Origin of the sequence: Anaerosporobacter mobilis DSM 15930 (genome assembly GCF_900142955.1) — a bacterium.
GTDB lineage: Bacteria > Bacillota > Clostridia > Lachnospirales > Lachnospiraceae > Anaerosporobacter > Anaerosporobacter mobilis.
Genome location: NZ_FRCP01000014.1, coordinates 61,116 through 83,083, shown reverse-complemented (window position 1 = coordinate 83,083; position 21,968 = coordinate 61,116). Strand labels below are relative to the sequence as shown.

At 34.5% G+C, this 21,968-nt stretch carries 27 protein-coding genes and 1 other annotated feature; of the genes, 1 reads left to right on the top strand and 26 read right to left on the bottom strand.

All coding sequences use genetic code 11. The features are described 5' to 3' along the window. Nucleotides 1-23: 23 nt before the first annotated feature. From BUB90_RS14000 to BUB90_RS13890, 23 genes are all read right to left on the bottom strand, one after another. On the bottom strand, nt 24-1,376 hold the full coding sequence (locus BUB90_RS14000; protein ID WP_073288818.1) for a cation:dicarboxylate symporter family transporter: 1,353 nt from the start codon (nt 1,374-1,376) through the stop codon (nt 24-26). Nucleotides 1,377-1,646: 270 nt separating this feature from the next. After that, a complete protein-coding gene (locus tag BUB90_RS13995; RefSeq protein WP_073288815.1) occupies nt 1,647-2,201 on the bottom strand; it encodes a DUF3592 domain-containing protein in 555 nt (184 codons plus the stop codon). Nucleotides 2,202-2,259: 58 nt separating this feature from the next. After that, nucleotides 2,260-2,691 carry a DUF6608 family protein gene (locus BUB90_RS13990; protein ID WP_073288813.1) on the bottom strand — a complete coding sequence of 144 codons (432 nt, stop codon included), beginning with the start codon at nt 2,689-2,691 and terminating at the stop codon, nt 2,260-2,262. Then, nucleotides 2,678-3,142 (bottom strand): LytTR family DNA-binding domain-containing protein, encoded by a 465-nt coding sequence (locus tag BUB90_RS13985; protein ID WP_073288810.1) that lies wholly within the window; start codon nt 3,140-3,142, stop codon nt 2,678-2,680. Before BUB90_RS13985 ends, BUB90_RS13990 begins: the two co-directional genes overlap by 14 nt. A 17-nt stretch (nt 3,143-3,159) precedes the next feature. Next, nucleotides 3,160-4,212: an alpha/beta hydrolase gene (locus BUB90_RS13980; protein WP_073288808.1), complete on the bottom strand. Its 1,053-nt coding sequence runs from the start codon at nt 4,210-4,212 to the stop codon at nt 3,160-3,162. Between the two features lie 179 nt (nt 4,213-4,391). Continuing rightward, a complete protein-coding gene (locus BUB90_RS13975) occupies nt 4,392-5,867 on the bottom strand; it encodes a permease prefix domain 1-containing protein (protein ID WP_073288805.1) in 1,476 nt (491 codons plus the stop codon). Then, nucleotides 5,860-6,192, bottom strand: coding sequence for a PadR family transcriptional regulator (locus BUB90_RS13970; protein WP_073289057.1), 333 nt, complete (start codon nt 6,190-6,192; stop codon nt 5,860-5,862). The genes BUB90_RS13975 and BUB90_RS13970 overlap by 8 nt, the downstream gene beginning before the upstream one ends. A 271-nt stretch (nt 6,193-6,463) precedes the next feature. Then, a complete protein-coding gene (locus BUB90_RS13965) occupies nt 6,464-7,081 on the bottom strand; it encodes a DedA family protein (RefSeq protein ID WP_073288803.1) in 618 nt (205 codons plus the stop codon). A 103-nt stretch (nt 7,082-7,184) separates the two neighbouring features. After that, nucleotides 7,185-7,730, bottom strand: coding sequence for a hydrolase (locus BUB90_RS13960; RefSeq protein ID WP_073288801.1), 546 nt, complete (start codon nt 7,728-7,730; stop codon nt 7,185-7,187). A gap of 281 nt (nt 7,731-8,011) precedes the next feature. Further along, nucleotides 8,012-9,766 carry a threonine--tRNA ligase gene (thrS, locus tag BUB90_RS13955; protein WP_073288799.1) on the bottom strand — a complete coding sequence of 585 codons (1,755 nt, stop codon included), beginning with the start codon at nt 9,764-9,766 and terminating at the stop codon, nt 8,012-8,014. A gap of 107 nt (nt 9,767-9,873) precedes the next feature. Next, nucleotides 9,874-10,093, bottom strand: a binding site (T-box leader). A 72-nt stretch (nt 10,094-10,165) separates the two neighbouring features. Beyond that, the gene (locus BUB90_RS13950) at nt 10,166-10,375 is read right to left on the bottom strand and encodes a hypothetical protein (protein ID WP_073288796.1); all 210 of its coding nucleotides are present in this window, start codon (nt 10,373-10,375) and stop codon (nt 10,166-10,168) included. 129 nt (nt 10,376-10,504) lie between these two features. Further along, nucleotides 10,505-11,035: a GNAT family N-acetyltransferase gene (locus BUB90_RS13945; RefSeq protein WP_084139272.1), complete on the bottom strand. Its 531-nt coding sequence runs from the start codon at nt 11,033-11,035 to the stop codon at nt 10,505-10,507. Between the two features lie 19 nt (nt 11,036-11,054). Further along, nucleotides 11,055-11,582 carry a GNAT family N-acetyltransferase gene (locus tag BUB90_RS13940; RefSeq protein ID WP_170865500.1) on the bottom strand — a complete coding sequence of 176 codons (528 nt, stop codon included), beginning with the start codon at nt 11,580-11,582 and terminating at the stop codon, nt 11,055-11,057. Between the two features lie 8 nt (nt 11,583-11,590). Then, entirely contained in the window at nt 11,591-12,169 is a 579-nt protein-coding gene (locus BUB90_RS13935) for a histidine phosphatase family protein (protein WP_073288792.1), read from the bottom strand. 4 nt (nt 12,170-12,173) lie between these two features. Then, nucleotides 12,174-12,614: an NUDIX hydrolase gene (locus tag BUB90_RS13930; RefSeq protein WP_073288790.1), complete on the bottom strand. Its 441-nt coding sequence runs from the start codon at nt 12,612-12,614 to the stop codon at nt 12,174-12,176. Nucleotides 12,615-12,727: 113 nt separating this feature from the next. Further along, nucleotides 12,728-13,258, bottom strand: coding sequence for a hypothetical protein (locus BUB90_RS13925; protein WP_073288787.1), 531 nt, complete (start codon nt 13,256-13,258; stop codon nt 12,728-12,730). Nucleotides 13,259-13,278: 20 nt separating this feature from the next. Beyond that, nucleotides 13,279-13,854: a MerR family transcriptional regulator gene (locus BUB90_RS13920; protein ID WP_073288785.1), complete on the bottom strand. Its 576-nt coding sequence runs from the start codon at nt 13,852-13,854 to the stop codon at nt 13,279-13,281. Continuing rightward, entirely contained in the window at nt 13,832-14,800 is a 969-nt protein-coding gene (locus BUB90_RS13915; protein WP_073288783.1) for an ABC transporter transmembrane domain-containing protein, read from the bottom strand. Before BUB90_RS13915 ends, BUB90_RS13920 begins: the two co-directional genes overlap by 23 nt. Further along, complete coding sequence (locus tag BUB90_RS13910) at nt 14,772-15,428, bottom strand: ATP-binding cassette domain-containing protein (RefSeq protein ID WP_073288781.1); 657 nt, start codon at nt 15,426-15,428, stop codon at nt 14,772-14,774. Before BUB90_RS13910 ends, BUB90_RS13915 begins: the two co-directional genes overlap by 29 nt. Nucleotide 15,429: 1 nt before the next feature. Then, complete coding sequence (locus tag BUB90_RS13905; protein ID WP_073288779.1) at nt 15,430-16,365, bottom strand: ABC transporter transmembrane domain-containing protein; 936 nt, start codon at nt 16,363-16,365, stop codon at nt 15,430-15,432. A 147-nt stretch (nt 16,366-16,512) separates the two neighbouring features. Next, nucleotides 16,513-17,547: a M20/M25/M40 family metallo-hydrolase gene (locus tag BUB90_RS13900; protein ID WP_073288778.1), complete on the bottom strand. Its 1,035-nt coding sequence runs from the start codon at nt 17,545-17,547 to the stop codon at nt 16,513-16,515. 37 nt (nt 17,548-17,584) lie between these two features. Further along, nucleotides 17,585-17,836, bottom strand: coding sequence for a kinase to dihydroxyacetone kinase (locus BUB90_RS13895; RefSeq protein WP_073288775.1), 252 nt, complete (start codon nt 17,834-17,836; stop codon nt 17,585-17,587). A 269-nt stretch (nt 17,837-18,105) separates the two neighbouring features. Beyond that, nucleotides 18,106-18,813, bottom strand: coding sequence for a hypothetical protein (locus BUB90_RS13890; RefSeq protein ID WP_073288773.1), 708 nt, complete (start codon nt 18,811-18,813; stop codon nt 18,106-18,108). Between the two features lie 255 nt (nt 18,814-19,068). On the opposite strand from BUB90_RS13890, the gene BUB90_RS13885 reads away from it, so the two are divergent. Continuing rightward, a complete protein-coding gene (locus BUB90_RS13885; protein WP_073288771.1) occupies nt 19,069-19,926 on the top strand; it encodes an AAA family ATPase in 858 nt (285 codons plus the stop codon). Between the two features lie 16 nt (nt 19,927-19,942). On the opposite strand, the gene BUB90_RS13880 is transcribed toward BUB90_RS13885, so the two are convergent. The 3 genes from BUB90_RS13880 to BUB90_RS13870 form a co-directional block, all read right to left on the bottom strand. Beyond that, nucleotides 19,943-20,692 carry a class I SAM-dependent methyltransferase gene (locus tag BUB90_RS13880; protein WP_073288769.1) on the bottom strand — a complete coding sequence of 250 codons (750 nt, stop codon included), beginning with the start codon at nt 20,690-20,692 and terminating at the stop codon, nt 19,943-19,945. 150 nt (nt 20,693-20,842) lie between these two features. Next, entirely contained in the window at nt 20,843-21,379 is a 537-nt protein-coding gene (locus tag BUB90_RS13875) for a GNAT family N-acetyltransferase (RefSeq protein WP_073288767.1), read from the bottom strand. Nucleotides 21,380-21,399: 20 nt separating this feature from the next. Next, complete coding sequence (locus BUB90_RS13870; RefSeq protein ID WP_073288765.1) at nt 21,400-21,885, bottom strand: hypothetical protein; 486 nt, start codon at nt 21,883-21,885, stop codon at nt 21,400-21,402. Nucleotides 21,886-21,968: the final 83 nt, after the last annotated feature.

The window sequence follows — 21,968 nt, the reverse complement described above, 5'->3', positions numbered from 1 at the left end:
ACTCCTATCTGCAATATAACCTATTATTCCTTCCTTATCGACTTGTTAACGGTAATTGCACTAACCATTGTACCACTAACATTCAATAAAGTTCTACCCATATCTAATATAGGATCGATAGCAACAATTGCTCCTATTAATGGGAAATAAGCACCTAATCCCATTCCTGATATAACAACAGATATTGAAATTGTAGCCGCTCCTGGTATTCCTGCAATACCAAAAGAACTGACAGCGATAATGATTGCAAGCATTAGATAGAAACTAAGGTTCATATCAACCCCCAACATCTGTGCTAACATAACCGTTGTCATAGCCGGATACAGACCTGCACAACCATTCATACCCATATTCGAACCTAAGCTACCAACAAAACTTGCAACGCCTTCATCAATCATAAACTTTGTACGCAATGTTTCAATTAAAACCGGAAGTGTTCCTAAACTTGAACGGGAAGTGAATGCAAGTAATAATGGTTCTAACCCATTCTTAATATAGGTTGATGGTTTTACTCCTTGTATAGCTGCTATAATTAGATGCACAACAAACATACAGATAAGTCCTAGATATAATACTAATATATAGCGTAATACCGATGTCAATACACTCACACCTCTTGATGTAATGGTATTAGCTAGTAATGCCACAACTGCATAAGGCATGAACTTGATTACAGTCATTGCTACACTTACAATGATTTTATAGAAAGCTTCCACCCACTTTGTGAATGGTTCAATAACGTCTTGATACTTCTTGCTAAGTCTACGAATCGCTAACCCTATAAATCCTGCAAATATTACAACTGCTACAATATTTCCCTCGGCCATAGCATTCACTACATTAGAAGGTAGCAAACCTCTTAGTGTATCTACAATTGGAACCATCTCACGAATCTGAGCATCCCCTTCTTCAATGACCAAAGCGGAACCTAGATTAAATACGCTTCCAAGCGCGGTACCTATAATAGCAGCGATTAAAGTAGTACCAATAAGCATCCCAATCGTTCTATACGTAAGCTTTCCAAGATTCTCACCTTGCATATTCATGATGACACGTACAATTGATAAAAAGATCAAAGGTACAACGAGCATCTTTAATAAATCCATGAAGCCATTACCAACGAGGCCATACCAACTTGATACCTCAGATAACCATACTACTTCACTTGGTTCACTTGGAAACCCTGCTATTACTTGAATAATAATTCCCAAAACCAGACCAACTACTGATCCTATAATCATGCGATAAGAAAATTTCATTTTCTTTTTCTCAATTTTATGAATACAATAAAACACGATAATTAAAACAGCTATAAATAGATATGTCCTAATGTCGCTTAATTGTAAAAAATCCGTTAAAAATGTGCTTTTTTCCATATAAAACATCCCTCTCTTTTTGTTCATCAGAACTATTTTTTAATATCATACTATTCAACTATGAATTATATGTTATTATATTTTACCATACCTGTTTTGTAAACACAATTTTAAAATTTACCATAATTTACATGGTTTTGCGTACAGCTTTCGTTATTTTTAATATCACTAATAATAGTATCTCTAATTACAGCAAACAAAATACGCTAGTAAGACAATTCAAAAATTGTTTTACTAGCGTATTAACTGCTAATTCTATTACGTTCCAGGTTAACGATAGTCACAAAACATTGCACCCTTGGAACTTGATAATTCATCGACAGCAACATAATATTCCTTTGGTTTATTCGGATTTACATACACAGGGACTTGTAATCCTATGTATTGATCAGGATTTTCCCAAACATTTTCACTACGATATAGATACGTTACTCCAGTAAATTCATCAATGTATCTACAGTCCAGGCGATATGGATTCCTGCGATTAACTTGAATACGATAATTGATTATCGCACCGGTCACTTCAGCATAATATTTACGCCCTGTTTCGATGAGCTTCTTCTTTTTCTTCTTACTTCCTAATGTAACCAAAAGAAACGATACGCCAATAATCGTAAACACTCCACCAATGCTACAATATACAATTTTAAATATCGGAACACTCGTATTAGTCATTGATTCAATAACCCATTCTCGATTTTCTAAAACACGTGATATAATTAATTCACTAACTGCACCACCGATTATTAGTAATACACCAATTACAAGAAAAATCCAACCTAATAAAACAATTGCGTAATTCTCCTTCTTTTTCTTTCCATTCATACTAATTACCTTCCCCTCTTTCAACGCGATTGGTACTTTCAAACCTATTTATCTTAACTTATATTTCTTCATCTTTATCTTTAATAATATCCTGTAATAGTTGGTTTTGTCTACGTACACTTTGAAATACACCAATATAGTATACAACTGCACCGATTACATATGGTATGGTAAAGGATAAGAAGGCATCTTTGTATCCTCCTTTTGCAACAGGTTCAAATACTCCTCCAATAATCATAGTAAGAAAAACCAACGAAAGAGCAATGATATACTGTATTAAAATCATAGCTAAAGGGGACCATTCATCAAACAAATGATGAATACTTAGTATAAAAACAGCTATACTGGTCCATAAAAGCATCATTATGTTATTGGTACATAGACTACTCTCCTGATTGACAATAGCCTCAAACACTGACCCTCCAATATTGATAATTGTATAGGATATACATATGGCAATCGGAATTTCTATTCCTTTAATTATTCGCATGCATGACACCTCGCATCTTAATTAAATACTTCTCAAAACCAGTTTTATAATGGCGGCTTATAATAATCTCCTCTTTGTTTAGCAACTGTGCTTGCACTCTCATATTAAGTTCTGACCTAATTTTCTTAATCTTGAAGATATTAATAACTACCGATTTATTAATTCGTATAAATCCCTGTTCGCTAAGCCTATCTTCAAGTTCTGCTAGGTTATACTGAATCTGATAAACCTTTGTCTTCATATACGCAAACGTTCGCTTTTCAACCGATTCAAAATAATAGATATCTTGAATCGATAACAATTGCTTTTCTTCGTTATCTATACCATATAATTCGAATTTCTTCTCCCCAAATATAGAACATATATTACGAATCTCTTCTGACATCTCACGATAATAGATATCCGCATATTCTTCGCACAGTTCCTTTTTCTGAAAAAGATTAATCTTCACCGCGTTATCACCTATCCTTACTTTTCTAAAAACTCCATAACGGCATTCGTATACTCCTCTGGAAAATCAACAAATCCTTCTACATGTTCTGCGTCTACACGCCACAATTCCTTATCCCCTGTAGCGATTGCTTCATAGATTGCTTCATTCATCTCAGGTGTTGCAACGTTATCTCTCATTGACTCTATAACAAGACTCTTTACATGATTCTTCTTTGACATATTAACTAAATCGGTATCGGCAAAGCTAAATTTATAATTCCATCTTAGATACCAATCACCACACCAGATTATATAGTCATCAGGAATCCCTTCCGTATCTTCCATCTCATGCCATACTCCTAAAAACATACTCTCCATGGAATCAAAAGCGGAATCCATAATAATAGCATCTGCATGTTCACTAGCATGTTTGGTTGCCGCATATAATCCAGCTGTAACAGCACCCATAGATTGCCCATGAATAACAATCTTCTTATCAGAAATTAAATCTTCGACATAGTCAACAATTGCTTCAACATCGTATTTTTCAAAATAACCGAATGTCACCCATTCATTCTTAGATTCACCACTTGCCCTTTGATCATAGGTTATTACATTCCAGCCTTGCTCTATATACATCTTCGCTATTGGTTCCATACAAACACGGTCACCACCTAGACCATGAATTAATATAACCGTATTATTATCTACATTATTATCTGCAATAAAATGTGTACCATAGACTATATTACCATCTTTTGCTGTTACTGTAAATTCATTCCCATTATTATTCTTCTCAAAATTCCTTCTCTCATATTCTTCTTCGTCATAGTTCCATTCAGCTAATTGTTTAACACTATTTCCTTTCGTATCTAAACCTTCATTTTGATAGAGCAATCCATAGGCAACTTGATACCCGAAGAAATAACTAAAACCTAAAATTGCAATAATTATAATTGCAGCAATACTTCCTAGTGTTATCCCTATGATTTTCTTTTTCTTACTCTTCTTTTTTAACCTATTACTCCTACTTACATGTGATTTGTTTTTTAATTCCTTGCTTACTTCCTTACTAGTTTCCATATCCATATCCATATCCTCCTCATATTTATTGACCTCAGTCTTCTAATCTCTTTTCCTCAATTTATCTGAGATAAAAGCTCCTTATGAGGTTTATTATACGGATATGAAACTTGATTTCTACTAAGTTTTCCTATGTTGCAATTTTGATGGAATAAGTTACAATAGCCCATCACATTGAGGCATTATTAAGAAGTTATTTTCCATCTATAATCCCAATGATTCCATACATGATCATAACGGTAGGCTCCCAGAATACAGGCAAATAGTATTGTATTAACGATAATACTGCATAACCCATCTGAGATCAAAGGTAGGTTAACACTGTTCCCGTATAGGTATCCAAGATTGGAAAGCAAATAAAATATAAACTGTAATAATAAACATATAGAACAAGAAATTGATAACATCTTAGCCAGTTGATTCTTTATCCTGGCAGACATTACAGTTAAACTAATAAAGAAAGCTGCAACTACAGCTATCAGTGCCCCTCCTATAATCCAACCATATTTAATAATCCAATATGCAATTCGATAGTTTTTATTATAATATTGTGGTAAGGTATCTTTTATAAAATTATCCTTTTTAGTCACAGGATATCTAATAGCCACTCCATCTTCTGCTTTCGATTGGATTGCATTTAAATCCTCTTGAGATACTGTAACACTTCCGAATGGTTTTGCCTTACTTAATAAATCTCGTATGGTAATGCTATCATAAGCATAGTCAAATTCATCATGTTCCACCGAATCTGGATTCATAAACCTTTCTACATTATAAGAAACACTAGCATACGGTAATGTATTATTTATTACACCATAACTACCAAGTAAGGATACTGCACCAATACAATACCATATCCACAATTGCTTCATTTTTCCCTTTAATATATCTTTACCAATCATGATTCCGAGAACAATAATCAAAGTAAATATTGCTATTAGTTCGTTTGTAACAATCCTAAAACCTAGATGTAATCCACTCAAAATCAAAAACAACTCCATGGTTATATATGCTAACCAAATAGCAAGCTTTCCTCGTAGCCTAATTCCATAGATAACAATCACGATCAGGGGAACTATTACTAATAGTATAGAACCAACTACAGACGGACTAAATAGTATTGGATATATCCGTCTCGAAAAGACATTATATTGCGTCACTATCGATAACTTTCTTAGCAAAAATATAATAGCTTCTAAAGCAATAATCCCACACAGAATATATAGAATCACTTTAGTTTTCTTAACAAGTATCTCATAACCCTTTAGATAAAAGAAAACAAATAAGACAAGTCCTAACGGCAAATAAAATGTACGGAATAATCCATATACAAAACCTTTTTCTGACCATTCACGCATACAGCCTAAAACTGCTAGCATGATAGCTATTATTCCAAATCCTATCCCCCACCAATTCTCTCTTGTTCTTCGAACTGAATTTAAAGACATACCAATATTAATCGGTTCTCCCATCTGTAAAACTGTGTTCTTAATAGCATTATCTCGGCTATCTCCTGCATTCTCATACTCATCTACACGGTCTTCTATATGAGATAGCAACTCTTCCTTTATCTCACGTCGTATCGGACGATATTGAATCTGTTCTGTAACGTCTTGTATGAAACTTTTGACTTCTTCATATTCTTCAATCTCTCTAGCCAAAGGTAACACCTCCCAACACTTTATTGATTCCTCTCTGATAAAGCTGCCATTCTTTATTCTTCTCCTCAAACATGTTACTTCCTACTTCTGTTATCCTATAATATTTGCGCATCCTTTTATTCTCTGCTACCTGTTCATAGCTCTCTATTGCACCTTGTACTTCTAAGTTGTGCAATATTGGATACAAAGTACCTTCCTTCAATGAAAAAACCTGCTCACTTTGCTCTTCTAATTCTTTTATTATTTGATACCCATACATATCTTTCTCTTTAAGTAATTTTAGAACCATCAGTGAAGTCCCAACTGACATTAATTTTTTATCCATAAGCATTCACACCTTTCTCTTCAATTAGGCAATTAACTTCTAACTTTTCGAAAAATATTGCAATAGAAATAATACCTAGATTTTCTAGGTATTATTATACTTAGATAGTCTAGGTATGTCAATGCTTTATGTAAATTAATTCCTTACTCTATTCAACAAATTTTAGTAACCTGTCACAATACTCCGTATCATCAATTACATTCCTAAAATCACAGCCATTTACAATAAAATGTTCCCATGATTCTATATAAGCAAAAAAAGAACTCGGAAACTATTCACGTTCCCGAATTCTTTTTTTGTAGAAATATATAACACCTACGGCAAATACTATCACCAAAACGAATAAAGTAACAAACGCATATTCATTCACAATCGCTACAATCTTTTCCCATGATTCACCTACAATACTTCCAATTACAACAAGTATTGTATTCCAAATCGCTGATCCAATAGTGGTTAATACTAAAAATCGTCCTAATGGCATACCACTCATACCTGCTGGTATAGATATCAAACTACGTATAATAGGAACGCATCTACCAAAGAAAACTACTTTATCTCCCTTTGTTCCAAACCAATGATCTGCTTTTTCAATATCATCCGCTTTAAGAAATAAAATCTTGCCTATTTTACCAGATACGATTCTCATCAAACGCTCTTTATTCAAGATACGTCCAATATAATAAAGTACAATAGCTCCTAAAATAGCTCCCAATGTAGAGAAAATTATTACTCCAACGATAGTTAACTTAGAATAGGTGGTCATAAAACCACCAAAAGTTAATACTACCTCTGAAGGAATTGGTGGAAATATATTCTCTATCGCAATTAATAACATTATTCCTATGTACCCGAATTTATCCATAAGTTGAATTATTAAATCTTGCATCGTGAATACCTTACTCCTTTAACTATATAATTCGGTGAATCCTATTAATCTTAACATAATGAATAATGTTATTCTATTAAGAAACAATTAAGATTACTAAATTCTATTCTTTAAACGTCCGTAATGCCTCTATAGTACGTTCTATTAACTCGTCTAAAGTCCAACCAAGCATTTCTGCTCCTCGCTCAATAACTTCTCTAGAACAGCCTGCTGCAAACCCTTTACTCTTATATTTTTTCTTAACCGATTTCAACTCTAAATCCTGAACACTCTTCGATGGCCTCATAATTGCAACCGCGCCAATTAGTCCTGTTAGTTCATCAACTGCATATAATACTTTTTCCATCTCATGCTCTGGTTTAATATCTACAGTTAACTCATATCCATGACTTGCTGTCGCATGAATGATTCTCTCACCCACACCAAAATCACGCATGATTTCTTGTTGCTTAATGCAGTGTTCCTCAGGGTACATCTCAAAATCTAAATCATGTAATAGACCAACGATAGCCCAAAAATCTGCTTCCTCTCCATAGCCAAGCTTATTAGCAAAGTAGCGCATCGTATTCTCTACAATCTGCGCATGTTCTAAATGGAATTCATCTTGATTGAACTTCGTAAGTAATTCCCATGCTTCTTCTCTTGTCATAATATTCCTCTCCTCATCTACTTTAATAGTAACCGATTTGTTACCTTTGCTTGATTATAGTATATCCAAACAATAAAACCTGTAACATCCAGTTTGATTATATGTACAATATATTTTTCATACAATGTATATTTTTAGTATACTATACCACATTCCATAGTTTGTCAATAGGATTAAGTAAGAATGCATAAACACCAGTAGGATAGGCTCTACAACTACATAATCCTTCCTACTGGTGTTTTTATAAAATATACTAATAACAAGCATTTCAAATAATAACTTTACTCTACTTCACTCTTAACTTTTTGAATAAATGCTTTAATATCAAGAGAACCTAGGTCTCCAGCATCTCTACTACGAACAGATACATGATTCTCATCTTTTTCTTTCTGACCAACTATTAGCATATAAGGAACTTTATCCATCTGTGCTTCTCTTATCTTATAACCAAGCTTCTCATTACGATCATCAAGCTCTACACGAATTCCTGCGTTTCTCAATTCTTCTAATACTTCCTTCGCGTAATCTTTGTATACATCAGATACTAGTAGAATCTTCGCTTGCATTGGTGCAAGCCATACTGGAAACTTACCTGCATAATGTTCGATAAGTATTCCTATGAATCTCTCAATAGAGCCAAATACAACACGGTGAATCATAATTGGTCTATGTTTCTCTCCATCAGCTCCAACATATTCTGCTTCAAAACGTTGTGGTAATTGGAAATCTAGTTGAATTGTTCCACACTGCCATGTTCTGCCAATAGAATCTTCTAGATGGAAGTCAATCTTAGGTCCATAGAATGCACCATCACCTTCATTTACTACATATTCCATCTGTAAATCATCTAGAGCACTTTGTAATCCATGTGTAGCAACTTCCCAATCTTCATCACTTCCCATACTATTCTCAGGACGAGTTGATAATTCTACATGATATTTGAAGCCAAACTTAGAATATACTTCATCAATCAACCTAACAACTCCCTTAATTTCATCTGTAATCTGTTCTCTTGTCATAAAGATATGGGCATCATCTTGAGTAAAGCATCGAACTCTCATTAAACCATGTAGTTGACCTGATTTTTCATGACGATGAACTAACCCTAATTCCCCCATTCGAATTGGTAGTTCACGGTATGAATGTGGTTGCATCTTATATACTAACATACCACCTGGACAGTTCATTGGCTTAATTGCATAATCAGTATCATCAATCACTGTAGTGTACATATTCTCTCGATAATGGTCCCAGTGACCAGAAGTTTCCCATAACTCACGGTTTAATATCATTGGTGAGGATATCTCTACATACCCTTCTCTAGTATGAAGTTTACGCCAATAATCAATTAATAGATTCTTAAGTACCATTCCTTTTGGAAGGAAAAACGGAAATCCTGGCCCCTCATCTAATAGTGCAAACAAACCAAGTTCTTTACCTAACTTTCTATGATCACGTAACTTTGCTTCCTCTACTTGTTTCAGATAATCATTCAACTCACTCTGCTTTGGAAAGGAAGTTCCATAGATTCTAGTTAACATCTTATTCTTCTCATTTCCTCTCCAGTATGCTCCTGCTACTGAAGTTAATTTGAAGGCTTTTATTAAGCAAGTATTCGATACATGTGGACCCGCACATAAATCCACATATTCTCCTTGGCTATACATTGATATCACTGCATCTTCCGGTAGTTCCTTAATTAATTCTATCTTATATGATTCCTTAAGATTCTCCATTTGTTTTAAGGCTTCCTCACGACTTACTTCTAATCTTTGAAGTGGCAAGGATTCTTTCACAATCTTCTTCATCTCTTCTTCCACTGCTTGTAGATGTTCTGGCATAAATGGAAAAGAGAATTCAAAATCATAATAAAATCCATTCTCGATAGCTGGCCCTATGGCGCACTTAGTGTCTGGATAAAGGCGTTTAACTGCTTGAGCCAAAACGTGTGCTGTTGTATGGCGAAATGCCTCTCTACCTTCTGCTTCTTCAAATTTTCGTTCTTGAATTGAACCATCTTTGCTATTTACTTTCATTTTCATGCTCTCCTTTCAAATGTTTAAATTATTTAGGAATAACATAAGAAAACTTACTGTACGAAGGGTATAAAAAAACACCCTCGCAATTATGGATGTACCATAATCGTAAGGGTGCAAGTATACTACTGCACGGTTCCACCTTAACTTTTCACTTCAGATTCAAACAAATCCTATCCTTTAACGCAGGCTTACGGTAATGCTTACTAATTTCAGCAATACAGCTCTGGAATGGTTTTCGTCTAACTTCCTTCATAAAGAACTCTCACCGAACGTCCTTCTCTCTGTATGTTTCCATTAGTCTACTCTTTCCGTCTTTGCTTTTCTTATGCTATTTACTTTATTATAATCCTATATTCACATATGTCAAGTAGTTATTCGTAACTTATCACAATACTTTTACTTTTTCTTGGATTTGCGCATACAATATGGCTCATACTTCGTCTCTTCCTTCTTATGATGTTCTATACATTCCTCACACTTTCCATGACGTTCACATTTCGTCCGCTTACATGGACAATTGCTTTCTTCAGTGGCAGATTGTCTAACCAATTCTGAATTTTGTTTCTCTTCTTCTTTTACTTTATTACACGCTAGATTTTCTAACATGTTTATACCTCACTTATTATATTAACAATACTGCGGTTTACAGTTTGTAGAAATCGCTATAGGTTACATCCTTAGCATACCTTGGTCCATTATTTACTATTCTAACTAAACTAAATTAATTTCAAACCCTCAATTACCAATATCACCACTTTGCAATAAGTATATATAAATACTAATTAATAACGGATTTCCTGCCGCATCATCCTTATAGGACTCATTGTCAATTTGCTTTATTCTCTTAAAATCTAACCGTTCAAGAAGTTTCCACGAATTAACGTTTCGTATATCGCAATCTCCATAGATTTGATTGATTCCAACTTCATTGAAGAGATACTTTAGTAATTCTTGTCCAGCTTCTGTTGCATATCCTTGCTTTTTATAAGCAGGATTAAAGTCATAATCTATTGAATAATCTCCATCTTCATCAATCCAATATCCGATACTTCCGATAACCTTATTAGATTCTTTTAGTTCTACAACTAGTCTGTTGTCCATATCCTTCCATTCTCTAATTTCTTCCTTTACTTCTTCTACAGTCATAGGATCAAAATCTTCATATCTTGCAACTTCTTCATTACTGAAATAATCATGTACGTCATTCAAATCAGTGTCTCGGTAATTACGTAGAATTAACCTTTCTGTATCTAATTGAATCATCATCTTTTCCCCTTTTACTTATTTACTTGCTTCGCATGCGAATCTCTATGTAATATCTTTCTTCGTTCTCACGAATTATCCTACCCTTATTATCTAATGCAACTTTTAATGAAGATATATTGTTTTTGCGGATTGTTAGTAACACACGCTCTAATCCCTTCTTTGTAGCCTGATTCGCTAACTCTCTCAGTATTATCTTACCATATCCCTTATTTCGTTGAGCTTGGAGTATCACGTATCCGATGTTACCACCTTCTTCTTGCAATTGTTTTGTAAGAAAATGACGTAATTTTCCCATCCCAACTGGCTTATTATCAACGTATAACCAGTAAACTGTTGTTGGAACTTTCCATCCATCAATCAATTCTTTTTCACATGATATATGATTACTTTCATCCAGCCATTCTTTAAATTCTTCGAATGTTTTACCATGAACCGAATTTATAAATCCATTTTCTTCTTGATCAATATCCTGTAGCATATTATAGATATCTAGACCTTCATCGCCCTTTAATTGTTTTAATTCAATATGTATACTATATCCCCCCATATAATTCATTACTCATTCAACATTTCAAACACATTCACACTTTCCATATCAATTAATTTCTTTCCTACAAAAGTAAGCTTCACAATCCAAGGCATTAACTGCCTTATCTTATCAAACTCCTCAAACCCATATGTAGGGTCATAATAATTAATAATAGTACTTAATGCTGTTCCGTGGCTTCCAATCACAATATTCTTATTCTCATATTGTTCAAGTACTTGTTTAAGTGCTGAGATATTTCTCTTTTGAACTTCTGCTAATGTTTCACCATCCGTATATTTATAATTAAAATCTGCCCACTGCCTCTTGCAGAATCCAATAAAATCTTCTATCCACTCGCTGTCTACTTTTCTTTCTCTAAAATCATATATTTTCTCTATTGTCATACTATAATAACTCGCAAAATCCATGACTGTATCTACAGCTCTTTTATATGGGCTTGATAAAACAACATCTATCGATTTATCTGATAAATATTCTGTGACAAGTTTACGATCTTCTAGACCTTTCTCTGTTAGTTCACGTAACTCATCATCATGATTATTATAATTTGGTTCTGCATGTCTAACAAAATATACAGTTGTCAAAATTTTATCCTTCCTTTACATAGTTATTTTCTTGTAATTTCTTTAATAATACCGGCTGTATAAGTGGATAGGTTAATTCTTGTGGCAAGTCTTTAAAGAATCTCACTTCTTCTATTTCATAACCAGGTAACTCTTCGAAACGGTAAATCTCCGCATAGAAGAGCTTTCCAAAGGATTCATCACCACTTTCATTTACCCTTGTCTTCCCTTCCACCGAATATACGCAAATAGGCTTGATATCATATTCAACTGCTCCAGTTTCTTCATATAATTCTCTCTTTGCTGCCATCTCGATTGACTCCCCTAATTCCCGATGTCCGCCTGGTGCCTCATATGTATCTCTATCTTTATGTCTACAATAAACCCATTTACCTTGGTATCTTGCAAACACCACTGCAAATTTGAGCAGTGTATCATCAATTTGATGATAAAATTTTACTTCCATAACTTGTCAACCTCTCTATTGTCACAATGCTATCTTTCTCTATGCGTACGACTAAAATACCAAATAAATTGTTTTAATATTCTTTCATCCCCATAACCTTTTCCTAATAAAATTTAAGCTTTTACAAACTTATCCCTATAAAAATCATCTTGCTCATTCATCAAATTCTTAATCTCTTCCATCACAGTCTCATCATAATCAACTATGGCTATTAACTCACGCCCACAGCGAAAGACTTTTCTTCCATCTGGATAGATATATGTATATCCTTCTAGTTCTCCCTCACATCTACCACAACCATAACAACCCGTATATTTACCATCGAATGCTTCTATTACAAGTTTAATACCATTCTGAAAGATCTCAGAATAGTCTTCAATCGCGAAAAATCGAAGGCGTAAATCTGGGTTGTCTCTTTCCCCACAACCAAATCCATCATGTTTTGGTTCTTTTAGTCCAAACTTCATTATGGTTGCTTTATATTTATTCTTTTTGAAATCAATTGTTAAATCTTGCGTTTTATTACGTATAGGATTATATCCTAGGGACACGGCATACTCCGCTAACTCACTAAATAGTTTTCTAAAGCGTTCTGGAATTAATGCAATATATTCTTCTATTAACTTAGCTTGCTTATCATTCATACAGTTCTCCTTTAAAGTTTTTATAACCAAATCGCCTCACTTAACAAACTCTGTACTTTCACATCTTCCACACATACCATCTTCACTAAAAGCCATGCTCTTTGTTCTTCTGTTAACTCTTGTAGCCTCAATGCTTCATTCGAAGTACTTAATCTTCCTGTTATCTTATCAATGGCATCGATTTTATTCATAGCAGAACTAATTGTATCTTCCCAAGCCATTCTCTTACGAGTCAATGCTTTTATTAATTTCTCATTGGTAATTCCACCAACCACAATCTCTTTAATTTCATCTAGAGAAAAACCTAATGCTTTCAGTTCAACTAAGGCATTCAACTGTTGCACCTGTTCTACTGTATAATAACGATATCCCGTGTATGTGTCTACTTTCGCAGGTTTTATAATCCCTTTCTTTTCGTAGATACGAATTGCTTTAACTGATACACTGAAAAACGCAGCTACCTCACCGATCCTTAGTAACGTTTCTTCCTCGAGTTTTTCATCTACTCCTTTTTCATCTACTCCTTTTTCATCTACTCTTTTTTCAGTTACTCTTTCTTCAGTTACTCTTTCTTCAGTTACCTTCTCTTCCGCCATATGTCTCCTCCATTCGTCTCAACCCAACTGCGTTCATACGAATCTCTGTCATTGAATTTATGAACAACATAGTCCCCATGAGAATTGCTCCTCGATATTGTAGTGCTGCTGTTAATGTTCCAAACGTTAGCAAACTCCTACGAATCATAATTAAACCTAATAGTAAAATCACAATATAACCGCTCATCCCAAACAACGGGATAACTAAGCTGTTAACTGCCTTCCTAATATGTATACGCATATTAGCTCGGACCATCTCTATGCTACTCTGTTCATACGCATTCATTACAAAATCTTTGGCATCATATAAACTTACTATATCTGCACAAGTAATAAGAGTTGAAAAACAGGTAAGATTCCTCTCTGTGTATTCTTGTGATTGTTCCATTAATTTAGTAACCTTTATATATACTAACTTTCTGTTTACAACTACATGGGGTATTACAAACAATAAAGTTACTACCATGAGTGTAGGATTAATACGTAACAAAAGCAACGCGGATACCGATATATTAACCACAGATACAACCGCATGTGGTATATTAAATGGTGCATTCAACAGATTAATGGTCATCTGCGCATCTGAATTCAACCGAGTCATCCATTCACCCGAGGTTTTCTCATCAAACTTCTTGAATGGCATATGTACAATAGAGTAAAATACCATCTTGCGTAGTTTTCCTGTAAAGTTAGTCGCAAATCTTGCATATAGACACCATATACTTCCATTATAGAGAAATAACAGTAAACTTGCAATTGCAAAATACACGCAACCATACCTTAATTTAACTTCACAGCCTTGACTAATTGCCTCAAAGCTATGTTGAAGAAACCATGCATTCGCGGTAGTTAATGCTGCATCAAATGGGCAACGTAGAAGCAACAATCTGATGTAGGTAGGAAATTTTCCTACTTGTTTAAATACTCGACTTAGACTTCGTATCATATAGCTTCCCTCCACGCAAATCATAGATACAATCACAATCCCATAAGGTTTCAACTCTGTGTGTCACATGTACAACCGTCTTTCCCTTCGTCAAGTTTTCTAGGGCAAGCATTACTGCTTTCGCTGTCTCATCATCTAATGCCGATGTCGGTTCGTCTAACAAGATAATGGGTGCATCTTTTGCAATCGCTCTGGCTATGGCAATTCTTTGTGCTTGCCCTCCCGATACTTTGCCCCCTCTCTCCCCCACATAGCTATCAATCCCTTCAGGTAGAGAATCAATCCATGACTCTAATTGCGCTGCTTCTACTGCTTTGCTTATTCTCTCTTCACTCATGGAATGTCCACAAGTGATATTATCCCGTATAGACATCGGAAAAAGACTCGTATTCTGCATAACAACTGCAACTTGCTTTCGAATAGAATCTAGATCCTGACACCCCGAAACGATACAGGTCCCCTCTGTTATCTCATATAACCCTGCGATTATCTTCAATAAAGTACTTTTCCCGCCACCGCTACTACCAAGAATACCAACATGTTCTTGTTTCCTAACTGATAGATTAATTTCATCCAATATCTTTTTTTCTCCATATGTAAATGTAACCTTATTCAACAAGATTTCCATTCTATAACCCTTCTTCCTCATTCAATATTCGATTAAGATTTCCTATAAATCTACGCAATCTCGCAATATGTCCAGGCATGTTCATCATAACCCCTGAAACATTTCCGGATAAATTAATAAACATATATACAAGACCAATAGAAATATCACCACGTATAACAAGTGTTCCTCCTACTAAAAGAAGTAATATCAAAGGAATGCAAGATAAAACTGCTGATAAAGACATCAATCTAGCCTTGGTCATCTCCTCACGAATGGTAATTTGCTGCCATTCTTCAACTTTATTATAATATCTATTCTGTAATAGATCACATGCTTCGTAAATTCGAATAACAGGGAAAAGAGTAAGGAGGGTGTCTGTGAAACCATTCAACTCTTGTTGCTTTCTTTGTCCTTGTTTGGTCAAGCTCTCAATAACCTCACTAGAAAAGACCACATAGATAAGGATTACTAACACTGGAAGATTGCTAAGAATCGCGAGTTTACTATCTAATATTAGCAACCAGATAAAAGTAAATAGGAAACGGATTCCATCATTAATTAACAAGAATAAATTTCCGATTAGATACTGTGACACTTCGGTTACTTCATTCTGCAACTGTGATAACTGTTCACCTACATTTAATTGTTCCACTTCATAATATTTCTTGGTAAATAATCGTTGTGCAAGATGCATTCTAAGGTCATGTGTTAGATACTCACCCGCATACCCGGACAGGTACGTAAATCCCCCCTGACTAAGTGCACTTGCAATCATAAGAATAAGTATCACCACAATCTGCGTACTTGTTATGAATATACCAACTTGAACTTGATTAATCATCTGACTTAATTCATAATTCCAATATAACGTTATAATAATGGATAGGATACTGATTAGCAGTGTGAATATTATATACAATTTTCTTTTTTTGCATAGATGTAATAGACTGAACATAGTTGCTACCTCTTTTATAGGATTACTTTTATATAAATACATATCTATAATTGTATTTTAAACTATGTCCTTGGGGCAGAGTCAAGAAGACGAATAAATATAAAAAGAGAACCTTCCCTATACTTTTAAGTACGGGAAGGTTCTCTTTTATCCTACCATATATCCTAACAACAATTGATACATATTATTCAATCCATCAATATGCGTTCTTTCATAACCATGACTTCCTATTGTACCTGGCCCAATTGCTGCATGTCTCACATTGTTACCAGCTGTAATTGCGAAATCAGAATCTGTTCCATACCTAGGAGTGAATACATCAACTTCATAAGCAGCTCCAACTTTCTCTGCTGCCTCCACAAGTTCCGTTAACATCTCGTAATGATATGGGAATCTGGAATCTTTTGCGAATAAGCTTACTTTCTTCTCGCTTGATACCTGCGTTGGTGATACCGGTGCAATATCAAGTGCTATGATGTCTTTGGTTCCTTCCGGTAACCATGCTCCACCATGTCCTATTTCTTCAAACATTGTAAAGAATGCCTTAACATTTCTCTTACAAGTTAATGAATTGTCCCTAATATGTTTCATAACTCCAAGTAAAACAGCGATACATGCCTTATCATCTAGAAACCGGCTGGTAATATACCCTTTGTTCATGTGAAAACTTGGATCTAATGCAATTATATCTCCTACGCGGATGCCAAGATCTAATACATCTTGTCTACATTTCACATCTTCAACTAATACAAATTCCACATTCGTCACATAACTTAATGGTGCTGTATTATCAGAATCTGGTCTTACATGAGTACAAGAATGAACTCTTCTTACACAACCAGTGTACACATCACCTTTTCTTGTGTGTAAGCGACAGTATACTCCGGTAGCATCTTCCTCACGAAGTCCACCTACATTCGTAACAACTAGTGCTCCATTGTCCTTAATATAACGCACCATTAATCCGATATCATCCCCATGTGCCATAATAACGAGAGAATCTCCCTCACCGCCAAGATTTGCAATTACGCCACCCTTATGAACTTCTTCACAAGGAAAATCTAATTCTTTCATCTCCTTCACAAGATAATCTTGTATCTCACGGAAATATCCTGTTGTACTATCAATAGCTAATAATTCTTTCAATTTACTAATCACATAAGTTTCATCAAATTGGTACATCGTATATCCTCCATCTTTTGTGTAAAACTTTTTTAAACTAACCTTGAAGTCCGTTAGATTGACGCTCCATGTTTTCAACGACAACATCATAGATATCGCCTAATGAAGCGCAATACTCTAATAATACCCACGGTGTATTGGTATGAAAATGAATCTTAATTGTCTCTTCATCACCTACTGCAAGTAGACAATCACCTTCAATATTATTTGTTATATAATCATTAATTGCATCTTCAGAAAGATTTTGTCCATCAATCAAAAGTTGTGTGTCGAATCTATATTCAATCATGTTAATACCTCCTTATAATATATATTATATAGTCAATTGCGAAACTCTTTGTAATGGCGATCAACATATCAATGTGTTTTCTTCATAGGGAAGAGTTTCTCAATTAACTAATATATTAATACACATTATAGCAGTTGTTACACGCTCTCGCAAGTGTTCCTAACTAACCGTTCAAGGGTAAGTCAGTCTTTTTATATACTTGTATCCTAACTTAATTATCAGTACTATACTCTTCCATCTTGATAAGGCTCAAATATTCTGTCGCATGATTAATCAATTACTTCTGGAACAACCGCCTCCACATCGTTTGATGTAATCTTTGTATTTATAGTTACTATTCCGCTCTCATTATTCGGATTCAATTGAATGTACACCTCAATAGAGATCACAATAACTGTAATTATTAGAAATGCTACGATTGCTTTTACAACACTATTCTTTTCTTTATTTGCAGTCTTATATTCTAGACTTAAATTCTCTGTCTGATTTGCCGAGAATAACAAAACGGTTTCCTCATCCTCATCATTTATGATTTTATCGTCAAGAATGGATTCCTCTGCCTTACTTTCAATGTTTTCGTTTTCTTCAAACGAGAATGTATTCAAACAAGTCTCCATACGGATTACTATGTAATAACCAATCCCATCTTCTTTTCGAATAATCATATGGTCATCGAAACTTACTATATTGGTCCCTTCCTTCAGCCCCTCCATGATCTGAATCTCTTTATAAATAACTTCTGCAATTTCACAAAAATATTGGGTTGCTGTATCTTGATCTGTGCTTTCATATAAGATTTCTTTGGCTTCCTCTTCTGCTTTTGGTAAAGAAATTATCTTTAGTGTACTATAATATTTCTGTCCAAACTCTTCTTTGTATATCTTATACACATATCCAATGCTACCTTCGTCAATTAAACTATCAATATACCAAGATCCCCAAAATGGTTCAAATAAACGTGGGTCAAAATTATTCATACCAGTACACCCCCTTAATTGATTCTAATTTTATTTTCACTACCATTGCTATTATTTAGGCTTCTTCTAAACAAACTTAGTCGCTCTCAATTATTGTATTATACTATATATTTTTTACATTTTAAACCATTTTTATAATATATTGTATGCTTGTACTGTATTTTAATCTTTTATCCTATAACACAAAGCCTTTTTCTCTTTATCTTTGTTATATACTTGGTTATAATGTAATTAATATATTAATGAGGTGATTGTATGCTTTACTTAGATTCCTTTTCCTTTCCTGATGATGGTCGTGAATTCGACTTTATCCTTTCCATAAAAAGAAACTGCTATAATAGCTTTTATCCATTCAAGATCCTTTCTAAAAGAGAACTTACTATATTGAATTTTGAGCCAATTACCATTCTATACGGAGGCAATGGTTCCGGGAAAACAACTGCTTTAAACGTTATATCAGAGAAGTTAAATCTAATGCGTGATTCTAGATTTAATCAATCAAATTTCTTTCCTTATTATGTGCACCTTTGTGATTATTCGCTTATACGCGAAATTCCTAGTCATAGTAGAACAATTACGAGTGACGATGTATTCGATTATATGCTAAATGTACGTATGATGAATGAAGGGATTGATACCAAACGAGAAAATTTGTTTGAAGATTATCTAGATGCGAAATATTCTTCTTTCAAGTTCACCTCTATGAATGACTATGAACAGTTAAAAAAGGTCAATCAAGCTAGAAGTAAAACGCAATCAAAGTTTGTAAGTAATAACCTGATGGAGAACATTCGCGAACATTCCAATGGCGAGAACGCCTTTCAATATTTTATGGATAAAATCGAAGAAAATGGGCTCTATCTATTAGACGAGCCCGAAAACAGCTTATCACCCGAACGTCAACTTGAATTAGTACGATTCATTGAAGATTCCGTTCGTTTCTTTGGCTGTCAATTTATCATCTCCACGCACTCACCATTCTTATTGGCAATGAGAGATGCTAAGATATATGATCTTGATGAAGTGCCAGTAAAGCCAAAACCATGGACTTCTTTAAAGAATGTCCAGATATATCACGACTTTTTTGAGGCACATCGAAAAGAATTTGAGTAAAATATTATCTACTACTCTATTTAACTGCTTTTATTCGTATTCTAACATAATCAGCATACCAATTACCTTCTTTGTATAACATTGGTCTAAGTTCATCAACGGCACATTGTATAATATGTTCTTGCACCACTTTTTCTAACCCTTGAAAAGGCAACATATTAAACATACGAATCCAGTTTGCAAGCCCATCTTCCCCAACTTGCTTTGTAGGACGATCGAATAAGGTTGCGTATTTTACTTGTAACCCATGTGCCTCTAATCGAGAAGTATATTCACCAATCGTAGGGAAATAGAAGTTTCTACTGTACTGTAAGCCTCGTTTATGAAATTCTTTCTCTAGTGTAGCATGAATTAATTCCGTGTTTCCATACCCACCAAATTCACATACGAGTTGTCCGCCTTCTTTTAGTTGTTCCACTATATTCCTAATCAAATCATCTTGATTATCAATCCAGTGGAATACAGCATTGGAAAAGATAGCATCAACCTTCTTACCAACTGTAAAACTTGTGGCATCTGCACATATAAATCTTATCTGCGGATAACTCTTTCTTGCCAATACAAGCATTTCCTCTGATTCATCTATCCCTATTACTTCCATTCCTTTATCCGATAACAGCTTTGTTAAATGTCCATTCCCGCAGCCTAGATCTACAACCGTCATACCAGGCTTACTATCAAGAAGGTCCATTACTTCCTGTCCATATTCATAAACAAAGCTAAAATTACTAGTATAGCTTTTTGAATCCCACTTAATATTTGCCATAATAACTACCCTCCAACTTCCAAAGTCTTGATACTTTGTGTGTATTTAACCCGAGTATATCACTTGCTTTTACATAAGTAAAATTCATATTAATTATGTGTTTCATATCTGATAGTTATATATTAATCTAATTGCCTATTCATTATAATCCTAATGTTGTTGTAAACCATCTCTATGTATCTCATAGTATCGAAGCATATCATCTTCATGAGTGTATACAAAACCCTGTTTTTCTAACACATGTTGACTTCTCTTATTGCGGAGCACAGTATCTGCACATACAGTACTAAGACCTAATTCATTAAATGCATAATTAAGTATCTGCTCTTCTGCCTGCGAACCATAACCATATCCCTTTACTGTATTATTGGAAAGTACAATACTTAAAGTACCACTGCTTTTCTCAAAATCAATGTATTTGAGTTGAGTCTCTCCAATCGTCTTCCCCCTTAGGCAAATAGCAAAATATCTCCTAGTTGGGTCAAGCACCTTTGTTTCATAGTATTGATTAACCTTATCTTCATGATAGGTGTATGGTATTATGTCTTCGTCTTTAGAAAATATCATAGCATCAGAAACATAATCCTTGAAAAATTCATGCACTCTCTCTTTTGTATAGGGTAATAAACATATCTTATGCCTTTGTGCAACTACGCGAAAGTAATTCCAATCTTCTTTCTCCTCCATACCCGACCTCCATGATAGCTCTACAATTTATAATAAGAGCTAATGTTATCGTATGTATATTGATTGCGTGTATCTCGATTAAGGAATTGCATCTTACCTGTATTATGTTTTGGCACTGCGCCAACTGTTCCTAAATCAAATGCATCTTGAAGTTCTTTCTTTAATATATTGGCACATTCCGGACAGTATTTACCATAACGAATATCTGTACCACAACGTTTACATTCTATGTACGTATCGGAATCTTCTGGTATTTCTAATCGTCCATTTCTTAAAAAGCTATGGATTTTTCCTATCGGTACTCCTGTTGCTCTTGCGATTTCCATTGCTGTTGCATTACCATTTTCATCTAGAAACGTTCTTACTTTTCCATAATCGGTAGGTTCTTGGTGTCCACATTTGGGACACTCATAAGTCTGACTATCCTCTTCATGACACTCCGCATTGCACTTTGGACATTTAACTAGCATTGAAAATCGGGAATTATTATTTCCTGTTCCCCCCATCATACTATCTCCTCTTTTCTCTAATACTGTTCATAATTAGTATATATTTCCTTATATAGGTATATAGATTATACCGTTTCTTT

Bases quoted from the DNA above. Each gene is read 5' to 3' on its own strand.
- BUB90_RS13945 (WP_084139272.1), bottom strand. From the start codon at position 11,035: ATGATGATTCAATTAGATACAGAAAGGTTAATTCTACGTAATTACCGA.
- BUB90_RS13870 (WP_073288765.1), bottom strand. From the start codon at position 21,885: ATGGGGGGAACAGGAAATAATAATTCCCGATTTTCAATGCTAGTTAAA.
- BUB90_RS13925 (WP_073288787.1), bottom strand. From the start codon at position 13,258: ATGAATGATAAGCAAGCTAAGTTAATAGAAGAATATATTGCATTAATT.
- BUB90_RS14000 (WP_073288818.1), bottom strand. From the start codon at position 1,376: ATGGAAAAAAGCACATTTTTAACGGATTTTTTACAATTAAGCGACATT.
- BUB90_RS13980 (WP_073288808.1), bottom strand. From the start codon at position 4,212: ATGGATATGGAAACTAGTAAGGAAGTAAGCAAGGAATTAAAAAACAAA.
- BUB90_RS13890 (WP_073288773.1), bottom strand. From the start codon at position 18,813: ATGAATAATTTTGACCCACGTTTATTTGAACCATTTTGGGGATCTTGG.
- BUB90_RS13895 (WP_073288775.1), bottom strand. From the start codon at position 17,836: ATGATTGAATATAGATTCGACACACAACTTTTGATTGATGGACAAAAT.
- BUB90_RS13970 (WP_073289057.1), bottom strand. From the start codon at position 6,192: ATGGATAAAAAATTAATGTCAGTTGGGACTTCACTGATGGTTCTAAAA.
- BUB90_RS13990 (WP_073288813.1), bottom strand. From the start codon at position 2,691: ATGCGAATAATTAAAGGAATAGAAATTCCGATTGCCATATGTATATCC.
- BUB90_RS13915 (WP_073288783.1), bottom strand. From the start codon at position 14,800: ATGATACGAAGTCTAAGTCGAGTATTTAAACAAGTAGGAAAATTTCCT.
- BUB90_RS13880 (WP_073288769.1), bottom strand. From the start codon at position 20,692: ATGGCAAATATTAAGTGGGATTCAAAAAGCTATACTAGTAATTTTAGC.
- BUB90_RS13950 (WP_073288796.1), bottom strand. From the start codon at position 10,375: ATGTTAGAAAATCTAGCGTGTAATAAAGTAAAAGAAGAAGAGAAACAA.
- BUB90_RS13920 (WP_073288785.1), bottom strand. From the start codon at position 13,854: ATGGCGGAAGAGAAGGTAACTGAAGAAAGAGTAACTGAAGAAAGAGTA.
- BUB90_RS13940 (WP_170865500.1), bottom strand. From the start codon at position 11,582: ATGGGGGGATATAGTATACATATTGAATTAAAACAATTAAAGGGCGAT.
- BUB90_RS13995 (WP_073288815.1), bottom strand. From the start codon at position 2,201: ATGAATGGAAAGAAAAAGAAGGAGAATTACGCAATTGTTTTATTAGGT.
- BUB90_RS13900 (WP_073288778.1), bottom strand. From the start codon at position 17,547: ATGTACCAATTTGATGAAACTTATGTGATTAGTAAATTGAAAGAATTA.
- BUB90_RS13905 (WP_073288779.1), bottom strand. From the start codon at position 16,365: ATGTTCAGTCTATTACATCTATGCAAAAAAAGAAAATTGTATATAATA.
- thrS (WP_073288799.1), bottom strand. From the start codon at position 9,766: ATGAAAGTAAATAGCAAAGATGGTTCAATTCAAGAACGAAAATTTGAA.
- BUB90_RS13910 (WP_073288781.1), bottom strand. From the start codon at position 15,428: ATGGAAATCTTGTTGAATAAGGTTACATTTACATATGGAGAAAAAAAG.
- BUB90_RS13965 (WP_073288803.1), bottom strand. From the start codon at position 7,081: ATGCAAGATTTAATAATTCAACTTATGGATAAATTCGGGTACATAGGA.
- BUB90_RS13960 (WP_073288801.1), bottom strand. From the start codon at position 7,730: ATGACAAGAGAAGAAGCATGGGAATTACTTACGAAGTTCAATCAAGAT.
- BUB90_RS13875 (WP_073288767.1), bottom strand. From the start codon at position 21,379: ATGGAGGAGAAAGAAGATTGGAATTACTTTCGCGTAGTTGCACAAAGG.
- BUB90_RS13930 (WP_073288790.1), bottom strand. From the start codon at position 12,614: ATGGAAGTAAAATTTTATCATCAAATTGATGATACACTGCTCAAATTT.
- BUB90_RS13885 (WP_073288771.1), top strand. From the start codon at position 19,069: ATGCTTTACTTAGATTCCTTTTCCTTTCCTGATGATGGTCGTGAATTC.